13 protein-coding genes are annotated in these 17146 nt (G+C 67.1%); 6 read left to right on the top strand and 7 right to left on the bottom strand.

What is annotated here, in order from left to right; translation table 11 throughout:
* Nucleotides 1-53 precede the first annotated feature (53 nt).
* Together hisC and AC3EDY_RS02865 are read left to right on the top strand one after the other, a co-directional pair.
* On the top strand, nt 54-1208 hold the full coding sequence (gene hisC / locus AC3EDY_RS02870; RefSeq protein ID WP_488570959.1) for a histidinol-phosphate transaminase: 1155 nt from the start codon (nt 54-56) through the stop codon (nt 1206-1208).
* A complete protein-coding gene (locus AC3EDY_RS02865) occupies nt 1205-2149 on the top strand; it encodes a prephenate/arogenate dehydrogenase family protein (protein ID WP_488570958.1) in 945 nt (314 codons plus the stop codon). The genes hisC and AC3EDY_RS02865 overlap by 4 nt, the downstream gene beginning before the upstream one ends.
* A gap of 9 nt (nt 2150-2158) precedes the next feature.
* Here AC3EDY_RS02865 and AC3EDY_RS02860 read toward each other — a convergent pair whose 3' ends face one another.
* Together AC3EDY_RS02860 and AC3EDY_RS02855 are read right to left on the bottom strand one after the other, a co-directional pair.
* The gene (locus AC3EDY_RS02860) at nt 2159-2335 is read right to left on the bottom strand and encodes a hypothetical protein (RefSeq protein ID WP_488570957.1); all 177 of its coding nucleotides are present in this window, start codon (nt 2333-2335) and stop codon (nt 2159-2161) included.
* A 142-nt stretch (nt 2336-2477) separates the two neighbouring features.
* The gene (locus AC3EDY_RS02855) at nt 2478-5627 is read right to left on the bottom strand and encodes an autotransporter domain-containing protein (protein WP_488570956.1); all 3150 of its coding nucleotides are present in this window, start codon (nt 5625-5627) and stop codon (nt 2478-2480) included.
* A 436-nt stretch (nt 5628-6063) separates the two neighbouring features.
* Between AC3EDY_RS02855 and AC3EDY_RS02850 the strand changes: the two genes are divergently transcribed.
* Both AC3EDY_RS02850 and AC3EDY_RS02845 read left to right on the top strand, forming a co-directional pair.
* Nucleotides 6064-6693: an RNA polymerase sigma factor gene (locus tag AC3EDY_RS02850; RefSeq protein ID WP_488570955.1), complete on the top strand. Its 630-nt coding sequence runs from the start codon at nt 6064-6066 to the stop codon at nt 6691-6693.
* Between the two features lie 71 nt (nt 6694-6764).
* Nucleotides 6765-7568 carry a hypothetical protein gene (locus tag AC3EDY_RS02845; protein WP_488570954.1) on the top strand — a complete coding sequence of 268 codons (804 nt, stop codon included), beginning with the start codon at nt 6765-6767 and terminating at the stop codon, nt 7566-7568.
* Nucleotides 7569-7687: 119 nt separating this feature from the next.
* Here AC3EDY_RS02845 and AC3EDY_RS02840 read toward each other — a convergent pair whose 3' ends face one another.
* Nucleotides 7688-8428: an AcvB/VirJ family lysyl-phosphatidylglycerol hydrolase gene (locus AC3EDY_RS02840; RefSeq protein ID WP_488570953.1), complete on the bottom strand. Its 741-nt coding sequence runs from the start codon at nt 8426-8428 to the stop codon at nt 7688-7690.
* A 74-nt stretch (nt 8429-8502) separates the two neighbouring features.
* Here AC3EDY_RS02840 and AC3EDY_RS02835 point away from each other — a divergent pair, with 74 nt between their 5' ends.
* Both AC3EDY_RS02835 and AC3EDY_RS02830 read left to right on the top strand, forming a co-directional pair.
* Entirely contained in the window at nt 8503-9189 is a 687-nt protein-coding gene (locus AC3EDY_RS02835) for a response regulator transcription factor (protein ID WP_488570952.1), read from the top strand.
* Between the two features lie 44 nt (nt 9190-9233).
* Nucleotides 9234-10556 carry a HAMP domain-containing sensor histidine kinase gene (locus tag AC3EDY_RS02830; protein ID WP_488570951.1) on the top strand — a complete coding sequence of 441 codons (1323 nt, stop codon included), beginning with the start codon at nt 9234-9236 and terminating at the stop codon, nt 10554-10556.
* A gap of 25 nt (nt 10557-10581) precedes the next feature.
* On the opposite strand, the gene AC3EDY_RS02825 is transcribed toward AC3EDY_RS02830, so the two are convergent.
* From AC3EDY_RS02825 to AC3EDY_RS02810, 4 genes are all read right to left on the bottom strand, one after another.
* The gene (locus AC3EDY_RS02825) at nt 10582-13962 is read right to left on the bottom strand and encodes a trifunctional glycoside hydrolase family 18/polysaccharide deacetylase/glycosyltransferase family 2 protein (protein ID WP_488570950.1); all 3381 of its coding nucleotides are present in this window, start codon (nt 13960-13962) and stop codon (nt 10582-10584) included.
* Nucleotides 13963-14251: 289 nt separating this feature from the next.
* A complete protein-coding gene (locus AC3EDY_RS02820; protein ID WP_488570949.1) occupies nt 14252-14872 on the bottom strand; it encodes a Smr/MutS family protein in 621 nt (206 codons plus the stop codon).
* Nucleotides 14869-16059: a murein transglycosylase A gene (gene mltA, locus AC3EDY_RS02815; RefSeq protein WP_488571212.1), complete on the bottom strand. Its 1191-nt coding sequence runs from the start codon at nt 16057-16059 to the stop codon at nt 14869-14871. Before mltA ends, AC3EDY_RS02820 begins: the two co-directional genes overlap by 4 nt.
* Nucleotides 16060-16202: 143 nt before the next feature.
* Nucleotides 16203-16883, bottom strand: a complete 681-nt coding sequence (locus tag AC3EDY_RS02810; RefSeq protein WP_488571211.1) for a Tim44/TimA family putative adaptor protein — start codon at nt 16881-16883, stop codon at nt 16203-16205.
* Nucleotides 16884-17146: the final 263 nt, after the last annotated feature.

The following is a 17146-nucleotide window of genomic DNA, read 5'->3' as shown; positions in this document are numbered from 1 at the left end:
CGGCGGCACAGTTTCCTTGAAATGCGCCGGCCATGGCGTAAAGCCGGCGCATCATGACCGACCAGACCACGCCTGCTTCGATGCCTGCCTCCGTGCCCGCCGTCGCCCCCCGGCCCAAGGATTGGATCACCGCGATCCACGCTTATGTCCCGGGCAAAGCGGCCGGGCCTGACGGCAGGCCGCTGATCAAGCTTTCGGCCAACGAAAACCCGCTGGGCACCAGCGCGGCAGCGGTTGCGGCGCGGGGCGCCGTGCCCAGCGCGGCGCTTTATCCCGATCCCGAGAGCGGGGACCTGCGCGCCGCGCTGGCGGCGCTGCACGGGCTCGATCCGGCGCGCATCGTCATGGGCACGGGCTCTGACGAACTGCTGCACATCGCCGCACAGGCCTATGCCGGGGTGGGCGACGAAGTATTGTTCGTGCGCTATGGCTTTTCGGTCTATCCGATCGCGGCCCGGCGGTGCGGCGCCACGCCGGTGGAAGCGCCCGACACGGATTACGGCACCGATGTCGATGCGCTGCTGGCGGCGGTGACCGCGCGCACGCGCGTGGTCTTTCTGGCCAATCCCAACAATCCCACGGGCAGCTATATCGGCCGCGCGGAACTGGCGCGCCTGCATGCCGGACTCGGCACCCAGGTGCTCCTGGTGGTGGACCAGGCCTATGCCGAATATGTCGCGCCCGAAGACGATGACGGTGCGCTGGACCTGGCGCGCAGCGCGCCCAACGTTCTGGTGACCCGCACTTTTTCCAAGATCTATGGCCTGGCGGGCGAACGCATCGGCTGGGCCACCGGACCTGCCGAGGTAATCGACATGCTCAACCGCATCCGCGGGCCGTTCAACGTGTCGCAGACCGGCCAGGCGATGGGGCTGGCAGCGGTGCAGGATCAGGCCTTCGTAAAGGCTTCGGCGGCGCACAACCGGGCCGAGCGCGCGCGTTTCGTGGCCGCGCTCGACGGACTGGGCAACCACGGCCTGCGCCCCCTGCCCAGCGAAGCGAACTTCGTGCTGATCGAATTTTCTGGCGCGCTGACCGCCGAGGCGGCTTATCTGGGGCTGATGGAGGCGGGGTATATCACCCGCTGGCTGCCGGGGCAGGGGCTGCCGCAGTGCCTGCGCGTCACCATCGGCACGGCCGTGCAGATGGATGCGATCGCCGCAGCGCTGCGCCGCATGGCACTGGCCGCGCGCGACACCGGGCAATGACTCCGCCGTTTTCGCAAGTTGCCGTGATCGGGCTTGGCCTGCTGGGCGGGTCGGTCGCCCTGGCGGTGCGGGCGCGCATGCCCGGCGTGCGGGTGACGGGCTATGATGCCGATCCGGCGGTGCGTCGTCGTGCTGCCGAAATCGGCCTCGCCACGGGTATCGCCGGCACCCCGGCCCAAGCGGTCGAGGGTGCGGACCTTGTCGTGCTGTGCGTGCCGGTGGGAGCCATGGCCGACGCAGCCGCGGCAATCGCGCCCCATCTGCCGCCCGCCTGCGTGGTGAGCGACGTGGGATCCAGCAAGGCAAGCGTGCTCAAGGCGCTGACGGCCGCGCTGCCCGGCGTAACGATCGTGCCCGCCCATCCGGTGGCCGGAACCGAGCAGAGCGGCCCGGATGCCGGTTTTGCCACGCTGTTCGCCGGCCGCTGGTGTATCCTTACCCCGCCCGCCGGCGTCGACGCGAAAGCCGTGGCCCGCGTTGCGGCTTTCTGGGAAGCGCTGGGCGCCCGCATCGAGACAATGGATGCCACGCACCACGATCTTGTTCTGGCGGTCACCAGCCATCTGCCCCATCTGATCGCCTATACCATCGTGGGCACCGCGTCAGATCTGGAAAACGTGACGCAAAGCGAAGTGATCAAGTATTCTGCCGGGGGCTTTCGCGATTTCACCCGCATCGCGGCATCGGATCCGACCATGTGGCGCGACGTGTTCCTGCACAATCGCGAGGCGGTTCTGGCCATGCTGCAGGTTTTCACGGAAGATCTGACGGCGCTGCAGAAAGCCATCCGCAACGGCGACGGTGCCGCGCTATTCGATCATTTCACCCGGACGCGGGCGATCCGTCGCTCGATTATCGCCATGGGCCAGGACGACGCGCGCCCTGATTTCGGCCGCGATCATGGCGATCCAGGCAATCGCTCCGCCGCGGCGGGGGCCTGACGTCGGGCGTCACGCGCCGTTCGCCACACCCGTTTGCTGTTCATGCTGCGTGACCTGCGCGTGCCACAGATTGCGGCCTACGAAAATGACTAGGATGATCGCGGCGACGATGATCGCCACGGCGATGCCGGCGCGGCCGAAACGGCGTTCGCGGCGTTGCGGCGACAGTTTGCGGGGGTCTTGCATCGTGGTTCTTTCGTTGGTGCCAGCCCAGGGAACGCTTCGCGCGCGCGATCGGGTCCCGCCGCCAACCTGTGCGAGCAAGGCCCATGCAAAAGGGGCGGCAACCGCGTGGTTGCCGCCCCTTTGCATGGGCCGTGGCCGGCGGTCAGAGCGCGATGCTGAGCGAGGCGCGCGCGTTGATCGCAACGCCGCCGTTCTCGGGCTTTTCCGCCCCGGCCGAAAGTCTCCAGGTATAATCGAGGCCGCCTTGGAGGATGCCGACCGTGCCGACCCAGGCCGACTTCATGTTTTCCGGGTTCAGCGTGAACGCATCGCCCGAACCGAATGTTGCCGTGGTGGAGCCCAGGTTGCCCGAGAGATGGCTGCGGCGGCCGAGGTCCGCCTCAATCGTGAAAGGCCGCCCCTCGTAGCTGCTGGGGCCGCGGCTCCACGAGAAGCCCAGCGTGGTGGTGGCATTGATGGCGGTGCTGGTGCGGCTGTCCACCAGCAGGATGATCGCGTCGGTGCCGCTTTCCTGATAGCCGTTTTCCTTGAGGCGGAAATATTCGATGCTGGCCTTGGGCTTGATCTTGAACGTGTCGCTCAGATCATAATCGAAGGTGAAGCCACCGGTTGCGGAGATCGACTGGCCTTTCCACCCGCCGCGGGCGGTATAGGTGATATCCGCCGCGTCCACGTTGCCGGTGAACGTGCGATCCAGCTTGAACGACGAGCGGCCATAGCCGACGCGGGCATAGGTATAGAGATTGCCGAATGCCCTGCGCCAGAACGCATTGAATTCGATGTTGTTGACGCTCAGCGACTGGTCGTTGTGGTTCTTCACCGAGCCGCTGGTCCACGCGAGATAGCCACCGACATTGCCGATGCCCACTTCGCGCTCCAGCCCGACCGAGATGCCGCCGCCGCTCAGGCTGTAGCCGATCGAATCGGTATCGCGCTTGCTGGCGCGGAAATAAAGCGGTTCCAGCCACATGCCGGTGTTGCTGATCGTGAACAGCGAGCTGTCATCGGCAATGTGCAGTGCCGCCTGGCGCGAACCGCGGGTGATGAAGTCGAACCCGCCGCCGGCGTAATCGGGCAGCAGCCCGTTGAACTGGGTGTTCAATTCGCTGCTGGTGGTCATCTGCAGCAGGCTGGATTGCAGATCGCTGTAATTGACCGCGTTGGCGATGATCGCGTCATAGGCCGCGGCCTGGGGCGAAGTGAGATTGAGCTCGGTGGCGGTCTTGCGGGCGATCGTGAGCGTGAGATCGTTGCCGGTCTGGGTGATCGAGCCCTTGAACAGGATCGGCAGCGCCAGCGATTCCGTGGTGACGTTGCTGGCCCCGTTCAGCGTGCCGGCCGAAAGGATGTCATACTGTCCCGCCGCCCTGTCGAACGATGAAATGGTGACGCCGATCTTGGAGCCGCTGTTGAACGTGACGGTATTGGCCACGAGCTTGGACGCGGTGCCGGTGTCGCCATCGACGTAGACGCCCAGCGTACCGCCCGAATTCACGGTCAGGCTGCGGATCGTGGTCACGTCGGTGCTGTCGGCAGTGAACGTGCCACTGTTGACCGTAACGCCGAACTGCGAGCCGCCGGAGATAGTGCCCCGCCAGATCGCGCTGTCGTTCAGCGTCAGCGTGCCGAGCTGATCGTGCAGTTCCAGCTCGCCCTTGAAGCGCGAATTGCCGCCCATCGTCATCGTGGCGGTGCCGCTGGTGCCGAAATCGATATTGCCTTCCCACTTGGAATCATCGGCCAGGGTAACGGTGTTGTTGCCGGTACCGAGGAAAGCGTCGCCAGTCACTCTGCCCGATTCGATATCCACCACATCGTTGCCGCTGCCGGTGTAGATGTTCCCGGTGATCGAGGTGTAGACCGTCGCCGTATCGACATTGTAGTCGGAGCTTTCCTTGTCGGTTTTCTGGTCGTCGGCGTCGTCGCTGTTGAGATACTGCTTGATCGTCACGCCGCTGGTATTCGCCGACAGGTCGATCGCGGCGTTGCGGCCGGTGGTGGCACCGCTGATAGTGATGAAGCCGGTGTTGTTGACGGTTCTGAGCGTGCCCGAGAGATCGCGGATGCCATAGAGGTCGCCGGTCGAAACCTCGTTGGTGGTGGCCCTGATCGTGCCCTCGTTGTAAAGCGAAGTGGCGGTAACGCCCGAATTGATCAAGAGCGCCGTTGCGCTGCTGTTGACGGTGGTGGCCGCGATCGTGCCATAGACGCCGATGCCGTTCGTCAGGGTGACCGTGCCGCCCTGGCCGCCCAGCACCACGCCGTAAGAGCTCAGCCCGCTGTAATAGGCAGAGGCGCCCACGCTGCCGTCGATCGCCACCGAATAGGTACCGGTCTCCGCCACGACCGAGCCGATCGTGGTATTGCCGCTGCCGCCCACCAGCAGGGCGGGGCTCGTGCCATAGGACTGGATCGAGCCGGTGGTTTCGGACTCGTTGTTGTTACTCGATGCAACCGTCACGATGACACCGCCGGTGACGCTGCCGGACACCTGCACCGCCGCCTTGCCCGAACTGATCGCGCTGGCCGAAAGATACTGCGTGGTGCCGTTGTCGGCGGTGTAGCTCACCGCCTGGCTCATCGCGCCGTTGATCTTGAACGCGCCATTGACGTCACCGTTGATCAGCACGGCCTGCGCGCCGGAACCGATGACGGTGACCGAGCCGCCGATCGCGAGGTTACCCGTGACGGCCGCGGTGCGCACGCCCACCGAATTGTCGCCCTTTACCGAAATGGTGCCGGTATTCTCGAGCGAACCTGACAAGGCCGAATCGACGGCGATGCCGGCCGAATTGTTGCCTTCAACGGTGATCGTGCCTTCCGTGTCGATCGTAGCGTTGGTCGTGCCGCCGGGCAGAATGCGAAGGCCATAGCGGCCGGTCACTTCCGAGACCGACCCATCGACGACCGAACTGCTGCCGAGCACATCGGGCGTATAGTCTTCGCTGATGGTGATCGTGCCGTCGTTGGTGATCGTGGTCGTCACGCCCGCATTGACGACGATCCCGGCATTGCCGCTGGTCCCGCCGAGCGAGAGCGAGCCGCCCGAGTTGATATTGACATTGTTGGATGAATTGACGGTGATAGCCGTCGCTGCCGTCGAACCCGTAAGCCTGATCGAACCGCCGCTGCTGACCGTGACATTGCCTGCCGTGGACGTGACCACCGGCTGGAGCGTGCTGGAGCCGATATTGGTATCGGCCAAAGCGGGTGTGGCGCCGGCGATCAGAGCGGCGGGGATCGCCAGCGGAGCGACAGTGGAAAGGAAACGGATCTTGGGGAGGCGCTGCATGGGCTCTCGTCTCGTTGGGCAGAAGGGCCAGCAGAGCAGGCCGGTGTCGGAATTGCGGCTTCATATCCGGGGCGGCGTGGCTTTACCAGTGCCTGAAATATGCAGAAACCACTATCCGCCGCATACAAAGAACACGAAACGTTCGGATAATTTTGGTGATCGTAAATTCAGCGTTCAGATGCTACGATGCAGCAGGCCGACAGGACAAGGGAATGGACGGAGCAACCATCTTGCGCGACGGGTGGACCGCATGACCTTCCGTGGCGACGTGCAAGGCGAAGCATTTACGTCTGGCGCCCGCACGTCTGGTGCCCGCTCATCTGGCGAGCATGACACCGGGCATGATCCGGCTGGACCGGCCGGGCCAGTTGTCGACGAACTGCCGGCTGCCGATCATGCATGCCAAGAGGGCGCTTTTCCCCCGGCGACCACGCCCGTGGATCGGCAGGCACTGTCCCGGTGCGACGATGTCGCCCTGATGCAGCGCGTCGGGCAAGCCTGCCAGGCATCGTTCTCCCTGCTGGTGGATCGCCATGCCGCGGCGCTCTATCGCGTGGCCGCGCGCATGCTGGGCGACGGGCACGAAGCTGAAGACGTGGTGCAGGAATGCTTTGCCAGGCTGTGGCAGAGCGCGCCGCGCTGGCAGCCAGCCGGCGCCGGCCTCGTCGGCTGGCTGCATCGCGTGGCGATGAACCTGTGCTTTGATCGCAAGCGCCGCTTTCGCGTGGTGGTGACCGACGCCATGCCCGAAGCGGCCGACGAGGCCCCGCTGGCCGACCGCATGATCGAGCAGCGCCAGGCGCGGGCGGAAGTGGCCGCGGCCCTCGCCGATTTGCCGGAACGCTATCGCGCGGCATTGGTCTTGTGTTATTATGAGAATTTCTCCAATGTTCTTGCGGCCCAGGTTCTTGATCTCAACATCAAGGCCATGGAGTCGCTGTTGTTCAGGGCGAGGCGGCATATGCGTGAACTGCTTGAGGCGCGCGACATAACCTGTCGCGATGTGACGTTCGTGGGTGCCACGGCTGATGCCGTTTCGGGCCGCGACGCGGGCACGCCAGCGTGAACGACAAACAACCTCGACTTGCCGATCCGTCCCGGGATCAGGCGAAAGGTCGCGACTCCGCCCGCAGGCGGATGTCAGAGCCTGCGCTCGACCGGATTCTGGCCCTGCACGATGCGCCGACGTTGCCTGCAGGGCTGGCCGCGCGAATCATGCGCGACGTTCCGCTCCGCCCGCAGATAGCCGCCTTTGGCGCCGAACGGCTGGATGGCGCATCGGGCCGTCTGCGCGGGCAGGTCGTACCGCTGCGCGTGGTGGCCGGAACCGATCTTGCCGGGAATTGTCCGGTCGCGGCCCGGCTTTCGGCCTGGCGCGGCGCGCTGTTGATGCTGGGGGGAACCGGCATCGGTGCAGTTGCGGCCGGCGTGGCGGCAATCGCATTGATGGGATCGCCACTGCAGACGATATCCGAGACGGCTGTTCCAGCGTTGCCGGGCGCAGCGGCTGGCAACGCGCTGGTGGCCAGTGCAGCCCCGGTGACGCGCGCCGGCGATGCAACGCCATCTGCCCCCGCTGCTGTAGCGAGCAATCGCGCGGGCGCCACCGAACTGGCGGCCGCTGTTCCGCCGGCGGCCAGCACGGCATCCGGCACGCTGCAGCCCAATATCAACGATCCCGATCCGGTTCTTCCGCCCGCCGTGCCCGATCCGGCAAAGCTTGCCGCCCAATCGCCCGATCCGGGCCCACAGCCATCCGGACAGATGGGGCCGACTCTGGGTACGACGCGCGGGGCGATGGGCCCGTTCGTGCCGCAGGGCTACGGCTACAGCGGGGCCATCGGCGGGCTGCCTGGCGCGGCGGGGCCAGGCGGCGCCGGGATACCCGGCACCATGCAGCCGATGCCCGGCCCGATCTCGTCCGGACCTTCGCTGCCCTGAGGCTCTCGCCGCCGCAATGTATCGCGGGGGCGTGGATGCGCCGCCTGGCAAGGCCATGGCGGCCCGCGATCGCATAGGCTCTCTCAAGTCGTCTTTCAAAGGTCATGCCTGCGATCCGTTCAGTGCATCGGGACGGGGGCGTTGAGCGCCGCCTCGGCGCTTGCCAGCACCAGGCGGGTGTCACGCTGGCTTGCCGATTGCCCGTTGCCCATGGCGATCTGCCGGGCGCCGGCCAGTTGCGGGGTGCGACACAAGCTTGGCGCGGTGCCTTGCCAATAGATGCAGGTGATCGGCAGGCCATGCAGCAGACGTGCGGTGCGGCGTGGGTCGCTGTCGGGCGCGGGTGGGTGGAACAGGCCGCCGGGGCTGACCCGGAAAAAGACGCGGGTGGCCGGCGCCACCAGCACGACCGACGCGATCCGCGCGCGCAGGTCTGCCGGCACGGCCCCCAGCCCGGTATCGATCACGCCGGCGCCGAAGGCGTTGCCGATCAGGGCGACGCGCACGGCATGGCTGCGTAACAGCGCCTGGCGCATGGTATCGGCCACCAGCGCATCCACGAAAGCGCGGTCGCGCGCCTGCCGGAACAGCGCCGGGGAATTGACCGTCAGCACGGCAAGCCCCCGCTGGCGCAGCGCGTCGATCGTGGCGCGTGCGGCGCCGAGCGAAAACCCCATGTCGCCGGAAAAATAGACGATCACCAGATCGTGCCGGGCCGGACCGATCGCGGGGCGATAGACCGTGGCCTGCCGATCGAAGTACCCGGCCGCGACAGAAGCCGCAACAATCATGCCGCATCCCAGCGCCAGCGGCGCGGCGGCAAGGGCAAACAGCTTGCGACCGGGATAGTCAGTAGCCATGATGGACCGGCATGATCTTTGCGGCCTGTCCGTGCGGTGAGGGCAAGATTAACTCGTTGTCATGGAAAGTGGTTGTGGCCGGACGCATTCTGCTGGTTGAAGACGATCCCCGGATCGGTGACTATATCGCGCGCGGCTTTGCCGAAGAGGGTTTCACCGTGGATCGTGCCGACAACGGGCGCGACGGGCTGTTCCTGGCCACCGACAGCCAGTTCGACGTGGTCGTGCTCGATCGCATGCTGCCGGGCATGGATGGCCTGGCCGTGCTCAAGGCCTTGCGCGCGGCCGATGTCGAAACGCCGGTCATCGTGCTCTCGGCGCTGGGCAGCACAGACGATCGCGTGGCCGGCCTCACTGCCGGGGCCGACGATTACCTGGGCAAGCCGTTTTCCTTTGCCGAACTGATGGCGCGGGTGCAGGCGTTGACCCGGCGCGGCAACGGGCGGCAGAAGGCCAAGGACACCGTGCTGCGCTGTGCCGAGCTGGAGCTTGACCGCCTGACCCGCCAGGTCAGGCGCGGGCCGCGCAAGATCACCTTGCAACCGCGCGAGTTCCGCCTGCTGGAATACATGCTGTTGCACCAGGGCGAAGTGGTGACCCGCACGATGCTGCTCGAAGCGGTGTGGGACTATCACTTCGACCCCGGCACCAACGTGATCGACGTGCACATCAGCCGCCTGCGCCGCAAGATCGACGATGGCGAGGAGCGCCCGTTGTTCCACACCGTGCGCGGCGCGGGCTATCGCCTGGCGGCCGACTGAGCGTGCTGGCCCGCGCGATGCGCCAGCGCCGGCTTTCGCCAACGATGCTACGGCTGGTTCTGGCGGTTTTCGTGCTGCAGTTGCTGTCGAGCGCGGCGGCGATCTTTTTTCTGCGCACGCAGATGCTGGACGTGGTGCGCGCCGATCGCGAGGAGCAGGTGATCGACGTGCGCGACGATCTGCTGGCCGCATTCTATAGCGGCGGGCGCGAGGCGCTGGAGGATTTCATCCGCAACCAGCGCGGCAGCGCGGCCGATCCGGGGGTGTTCGTCACGCTGTCGGGCGGGGGCGGCCCGACGGTTACCAGCAATATCGATGTGGTGCCCGCGATTGCCGCCAGCCCCCGCCCGCAACCGATGCTGGTGCGGCGCGGCGACAGCGTTAGCGATCAGGAAGCGCTGGTCCTGGCGAGCACGCTGCCCGACGGTGCGCGGCTGACCCTGGGGCTGATGGGCGCGAGCGAGCGTCGCTTCAATCTGGCGTTTGCCGCGGCGATCGGGCTGACGATCGCGGTGGCGGTGGCCCTGGCACTGGTCAGCGCCGTGGTGCTGGGTCTGGCGGTCAGCAGCCGTACGCACGAGATCGCCAAGGCCGCGGAGGAACTGGCGGCGGGCAACTTCGGCATGCGCCTGGTCGAGGGGGAAAGCGGCGACGGGTTCGACCACTTGCGCCTGCAGATGAACCGCATGGCCGAACGCATTGCCAGCCTGGTGGCGGAACTGGGCGCGGTCTCGGGCGCGCTCGCGCACGACCTGCGCTCGCCCGTCACGCGGCTTTCGGCGGCGATCGACACGGCCCTGGCGCGGGTGGACGAGCCAGGCGCGATCGAAGCTTTGACAGCGGCCCGCGCCGATGCCGACGGCTTGCGGGCAATGCTGGAAAACGCCTTGGAGATCAGTCGTCTGGAGGGAGGTGCAGTGCAAGACCGGCGCGCCGCGCTGGATCTCGCGGCGGTGGCGGCGGATATGGCAGAACTCTATGAGCCGCTGGCCGAACAATCGGGCGTGACCTTGGCCCTTGACCTTGCCCCCGCGCGGGTCATGGCCGACCGCGAGCTGATCTCGCGCGCGCTGGCCAATGCCATCGACAACGCCCTGAAATACGGTGGCGATGCGGTGACGCTGCGCACCCGTGTTGTCGATGGCGAAGCGGTGTTGGACGTTGCGGACAACGGGCCGGGCATTGCGCCGGAAGATCGCTCCCGCGTGGTGGAACGCTTCGTGCGGCTGGACAATGCGCGCACCAAGCCGGGCGGGGGGCTGGGCCTGTCGATGGTCAATGCCGTCGCGCGCCTGCACCGGGGCCGGCTGGAACTGGACGAGGCACCCGGCGGCGGGCTGGTGACGAGGCTCTACCTGCCGGCCTAGCGCCCGATGCCCTGTGCGGCTCGCGTCAGTGAGCCGGCTGCGTGGCCGGCGTGCTGACGCGCCCGGTGCGTTCCAGCTTGCCCCAGCCGATACCCAGCCCGGCCAGTGCCGCGCCGACCGCGCGAATGACGACGCCGTACATTAGCTGCCGATAGACGAAGCGCTGGCTGAGCAGAAGCAGCGGCGGCAAGCGCTTTTCCCGCACGTCGAGCCGGAAGGCGACGAGTCCGCAAACCAGATCGATCAGGGTAAAGCCCAGCCAGTAGGCGCCCATCCGCAGTACGTCGGTTTCGGTCTGCGCCCAGCCATGCTGGATCACCCGCAGGGCCGTGCCGGCGATCGAGATGGCGAGCGCCAGATCGATCAGCGGCGAGGCGATGGCGAAAGCGATCTGGAACAGCCAGGCCTGCGGAATGCCCACGAAAGCCAGGCCCGACGGACGCTGTTGCACCACGACCGCGCGATGCTTCCACAGGCATTGCAGCGTGCCGAATGCCCAGCGGAAGCGCTGCTTGCCCAGCGCGCGCAACGTTTCGGGCGCTTCCGTCCAGGCCACGGCGTCTTCGTCATAGGCCACTTTCCATCCGTGCCGCTGGATGGCGATGGTCAGGTCCTGGTCCTCGGCCAAAGTATCCTCGGGATAGCCGCCCACGTCGTTAAGGGCCTGGCGGCGCCAGGCACCCACTGCGCCGGGCACGACCATGATCGCGTCGAAACGGGTCAGCGCGCGGCGTTCGATGTTCTGGGCCGTGACATATTCGACGGCCTGCCAGCGCGTGACGAGGTTGACGCGATTGCCTACCTTGGCATTGCCGGCGACGGCGCCGATCTCGGGCTTCTCGAACCAGCGCACCAGCTTGTCGATAGTCTGCGGCTCGAACTGGGTATCGGCATCGAGAGCCACGATGATCTCGCCATCGGCGGCGGCCAGGGCACGGTTGAGCGCGCTGGCCTTGCCGCCATTGGTCAGCGTCATCAGCCGCACGCGGGGCTCGCTGCCAAAAGCCGCGGCCACGATCCGGCTGGTCGCATCCTTCGATCCGTCGTCCGCCACGATCACGTCGAGCGCGGGATAAGTGCTGGCGAGGATGCGGTGGACCGAGGCCTCGATCACCCGCTCTTCGTTGTAGGCCGGGATGATCACCGTGACGCGGGGCGTGTAGGGCGGCAGGCCGGCCGCCCGGTCGCGCCACGGCAGGCCCACCCGCCGCTGCGGAAACAGCGCCAGCCCGGTAAGGCCCACCGCGCGCAGCGTGCCGAGCGCGATGGCAAAGAAAAATGTCCAGTTGAGTGTGGCGAGCGCTGCCGCCAGCACCGCGAAGATGCCGATGTCGAGCCGCACCGCGACCAGATCCCAACCCTTGACCGCGGGCATGACGTCATCCCGCCTGAGGCCGGCAAGCGTGGATACCGGCACGAAGCGATAGCCCTGGGCCTGCAGCTGTTCGATGATCCGGGGGAGAGCGGCCACGGTCTGCAGGCGGTTGCCCCCGCCGTCATGGAGCAGGATGACATTGGCCGACCGGTCGGCCGTGCCGGCATTCACGGCGCCGACCGTCAATTGCACCACTTCGTCGGCCGGCCGGCGCATCCAGTCCCCCGGATCGGCATGGAGGCCGACGATGGTATAGCCCTGGTTCTGCGCGACGAGCGCGGGATTGAGTTCATCGGCCGTGGTCGGTTCGGCGTCACCGAAATAAGGCGCGCGGAACAGGCGGGTGGAACGCCCGGTATAAGCCTCGATCAGACGCTGCGTGGCATTGAGTTCGAGCTTGATTCCGGCCGGCGTGCTGTTGGCCATGTTGGGATGGGTATAGCTGTGATTGCCGATCTCGTCCCCGTCGGCCACCATGCGTTGCAGCAGGCCGCGGTGGGCGACGCCATTCTCGCCGATGACGAAGAACGTACCAGGCACATGGTATCTTTCCAGGATCGAAAGGATCTGCGGCGTCCAGGTGGGATCGGGGCCATCGTCGAAAGTCAGCGCCACCAGCTTGGGCCGGTCGCCGGTGCGCTGCACGACGTAGGGGGTGGGCAGCGAGACATACTTCTCGCCGGTCACCAGCCCAAGCCTGGGATCGGTTGTCAGCGTGCGCGTGCCGGGCGTGGGCGTGGCATCGATGCGCAGGATTTCGCCATTGCCTTCGACGTCGACATTGCTGCTTTGCGTGATGCGCGCGATATCGGGCAGGGTCCGCGCCCCGCCGTGCCAGGCGTGCAGCACGTTCCAGAAGCCCGGATCTTCCGAGCCCAAACGCCACAGCGCCACCGAGCCGACGCCCAGCTGGCGCAGCATCAGCAATTGGTTCCAGCTGGTAGCCGCATCGAGCAGCCAGACGTCGTGGCGCACGGCGGGCTTGCCATCGCCGGTAGCGGCATCATCGTCAAAGGCAAAGCCGGCATTGCCGCTGGCCTTGTCCCAGCCCGGGGCCGTGCCGCTGTCGTGCGCAGCCAGCCAGGCTTCCTCGACGGTCAGCGCATCGGCATGGCCATCGTGCCAGTCATAGCCATAACTACCCAGCGCCACGACGACTTTGCCCGGCGCAACGCCTTTGAGCGTATCGGCGAGGTGGCCGACGAACCAGGAATTCGAAGCGATCGGACCCGGCGTTCCGCCGTCCCAGTGCTCGTCATAGGCCATCAGCACGATCTTGTCGGCAACGCCGGCAAAGGCGCGCGGGTGCCAGGCGGGATCGTCCACCGGCATGGTGACGGCCAGCAGGCGATGCTTGGGCGCCAGCCGCGCGTGCAGGTCTGCGGCAAACTGGTGCAAGGCACCCAGCCCGGCGGCCGGCAGGTTTTCGAAATCGATCATCACGCCCGCATCGCCCGACTTGTCGAGCGCGGCGTCGATCGCGCCCGCCAGGGCCAGGCGGCGGGCGGGGTTGGCCAGAATGGAGGCTGTGCCGGTGCCGTCCCATCCGGCTGCTTCGCTGACGTTCTGCACCACCGGAACGACCAGCGGACGGCGCAGCGAACCGGCGATGATCCGCCGCATCGGCATATCGTCGACCGCGTTCAGATTACCGGCGTGGTCGATCGTCATCAGCGTGGGGGCCACCCAGTCGAGCTGGCCGATATGGCGTTGCAGGTCACCCGCGCTTTCGTCGCTTTGCGCCTGATAGAAACCGATGGTGATCGGCGTGCCCTGCTGCCGCGCGACGGCGGCGGGGTGCCGGCCGAACAGGGCAGCGAAGCCGTGCGACAGGCGGCTGACCTGAGTCTTGAGCGGCAGCGGCGCCAAGTGTTCCTGCGCAAAGGCCAACGGCTCGCGCGGCGAAACCGTGGCCAGGGTCGTGGCGAAAATCGCGCACATGCCCACCAGCAGGGCCAGCAAGGCAAAGACCAGCCGCCGCGTCCAACGGCGTCGCCGACCTGTGGGATCAAAGAAGATGGGGCGTGACACGGCCGGTTTTTCCGAACTGCGAGGGGGGCGAAACGCCGGAAAGGGCGCGGGCCTTCGGCGCATGATCGACCGGGAAAGCGAGGCCGGCATCGGTCCGGCGGGTGACAGCGAGCAGCCCAAGGGGGGAACCGGAACAGGGGACCGTCACGTCACGGATCCGGGGCCGCTCGCTGTCGAAAGACGGTATAGGCGGCCGCACCCCCCTGCGGCGTGATCAAAACATTACGGTTTGGCCATGGTGACGTTTCCGGCCGGCCCGCCGCCGACGGCGTATAAAGCGCGGCGCGCCTCAGCGTTGGCGGCGCAGCACGATATAGACCGCGCCCGCGCCGCCATGACGCGGCTGGGCAGGGCGGACAGCGGCAATCCGGTCGGCATAAGGGCTCGCGGCCAGCCAATCGAGCAGTTTGGCCCGGATCGCCCCGCGTCGTTCACCGCGCAGATCGTGATCGCCGTGCGGGCGCGGCTTGCCCGTCACCAGCAGGATCACCCGGGCGCCCATCGCCAGGGCCTGGCCCAGGCTTGCCAGCAGCCGGCCATGCGCCATGTCGAGATTGAGGCCGTGCAGATCGATTGCGATGTCGGGTGAAACCGTGCCGCGCGCCAGCTTGCGGTCCCAGCTCGAGTCGAGGCCGCGGCCATCGGCCTGAAGCGGCCGGGGTGGCGGTGGCGGCGGGGCAGGCGCCGCGCGGAGCGGGGGCACTCTGCCTTTCACCTTGTGGCCAGGCGTACCCTGCGCTTCGGCGGCAAGGCCGGGGGTGGCCGCCGCATCTGGCACGGCTGCTGCCGCTGCCGCTGTCTTGGCCTTGGCAGCGCGCCGGGTGGCGGAATGGAGTGGTGTGACCGTTTCGGCCACCTTGCGCCACAGCGCCAGTTCCTCGGCGCTCAGGCCGCGCGGTGCGCGTTTCATAGCCCGAGCCGGGCCAGCGCGCCTTTTGGCAGAAGCACCAGCGCCTGTCCGCGCGCGCTCATCCCGCCGGCGATCAGCCGCGCATCGGCGCCGGTGCCCCAGAAGCTGTCAAACCGGTTCGGCCCCTTGATCGCGCCGCCCGTATCCTGCGCCACCCACAGCCCGCTCACCGGCGTGCGGTCCACCTGAAGCCAGACCGGCGCGCCCAGCGGCACGAACGCGGGATCGGCCGCCACCGTGGTTCGCGCGCTGACCGGAACGCCCATGGCGCCCACCGCGCTGGCCTGCGGATTTTCGCGAAAGAACACATAGCTGCGGTTCTGCCGCATCAAGGCTTCGCCCTGCGCGGGATGATCGTGGATATAGCGCAGAATGCCCTGCATCGACCCGGGATACTGGCCCGGCCCGGTGCCGATCAGGCCCTGCTGGGCCATGATCGTGCCGATCCCGGTATAGTCCCAACCGTTGACGGCACCGTAGCCCAGCCGGATCACGCTGCCATCGGGCGCGCGCAGCCGGCCCGAGCCCTGCACCTGCAGAAAGAACAATTCCGCCGGATCAGCGGCCCAGGCGATTTCCAGCCCCTTGCCGGCCAGTGCGCCGTCGGCAATCTGGCCCCGATCGAAATAGGGCACGAAACGCCCGGTCTCGTCATAACGGCCAAGCGGCTGGCGCCCATCGGGCAAAGGCGGCGCATCGCCGGGCTGCGCCCGGACCAGATCGGGCGGAATGCCATAGACCGGCACGTCGAAACCCGGCTGCCGCAGGCGTACGCCGGCAATTTCGGGCTCGAAATAGCCGGTCACGAACGTGGCGCCATCGCCCACCCGGGCGGTTTCGAAATAGCCGTCGAAAAAGGCGGCGGCCTTGTCGCGGGGCCAGTTGCGCGCGGCCGCGCAGGCCAAGGCCCAATCCTGCGGCTGGGTCAGCCCGCTGCCGTCGTTGCGGCGCATCAGGCCGGGGCAGGACAGGGCAAAGGCATCGAGTGCGGCGCTGGCATTGGCCGGCGTCATGCCAAGAGCCGCAGGCACCGGCCCCCGGGCCAGGCCGGCCGCGCGGGCATTGACGGCAACGGGGGGCCGCACGACCCGGGCACCTGGCGGCCTGCCCGGCGGCGCGACCGTGGGGACGCAACCCGCCAGCAGCGAAAGGACCAGTACGAGACCGGCCCACGATGAATGAAAGATCGGAAAGCGCTGGATGGGAGCGCGGACCGCGGAACGTCTGGCCAAGCCGCTCAGCCCCTGGCAGCGACCGCGACCGTAATCGCCCGCGACCGGAACTCAGGCATCACCGGCCCCCAGCTCCATCGGTTTCAGGCCCATCGGTCTCAGGCCTCATCGGTTTCGTCAAGCAGCCAATCGGGATCGCGCGAGGTAAGGTCGCGCGAAAACGTCCACAGATCGCGGCTTTCGATGGCATCGTGCAGCGAGCCCGCCACCACCTGGCCCTGTGCATTGCGGGTTATCGTGGCGATATCGGCAACGAACCGCACGCTCACGCGGGCAACCGTGCCAGTCAATTCCGCCGCGACGATCCGGGCCTCTTCGATCCGGATCAGGCGGGCATCGAGCGTTTCGCCAGCCGCTTCGCGTGCATCGATCGCCGCTGCAAAACCGGCAAACACGTCGGTATCGCACAGCGCTTCCAGTTCCTGGCGGTTGCCACGCCAGAATGCGTCGAGCACCATGCCATAGGCGCTTTTCGCCCCGACCATGAACAGGCTCACGTCGAACCGGCGATCGGCAGCGATGATCGCCCGGATGCCGGCTTCGGCCGCCGGCTCGAAATCGCGTGTCTCGGGAATGGGCGGGGAAAGCCGATTGGCTGGCGCGGCTGCCGCCTCTGGCAGGCGGGGCGCCAGGGGGCGCGGCGCGCCCTGCGGATCGGGTTGCTCGATGCGGCGGCGGACCGGCTCTTCGTTCTGTTCAGGCCGGCGGCCGAGAACGGAATAGAGCCTCAGGCCCAGAAAGGCCGCGATCATGGCCAGGATGACGATCTCAACAATCACACGCACATGTCCCGCAAAGGAAGCCTGCCAAACCGATCCGCTTGCGCCGCTCGGCCGGCTGACAGCGGATCGTGCCTCAAATAGGTACGAATTACAAATGAACAACGCGTGGACGACATGATGGCGGATTTCCGCGCCATGCCGCTGCGAGCGACAGCATTGTATAATTTGCGCAATACCGCCGCCCTGCCTGCGGTTCCCGTCCTTTGGGGCAAACCCGGCAACGGCGCTGGCCGGTGCAACGGCCGGTGTCGACACCGCTG

This window comes from Novosphingobium sp. DS6-6, assembly GCF_057784975.1.
The sequence above is the reverse complement of the archived record's forward strand: the minus strand, read 5'-3'. Positions and strand labels throughout refer to the sequence as shown.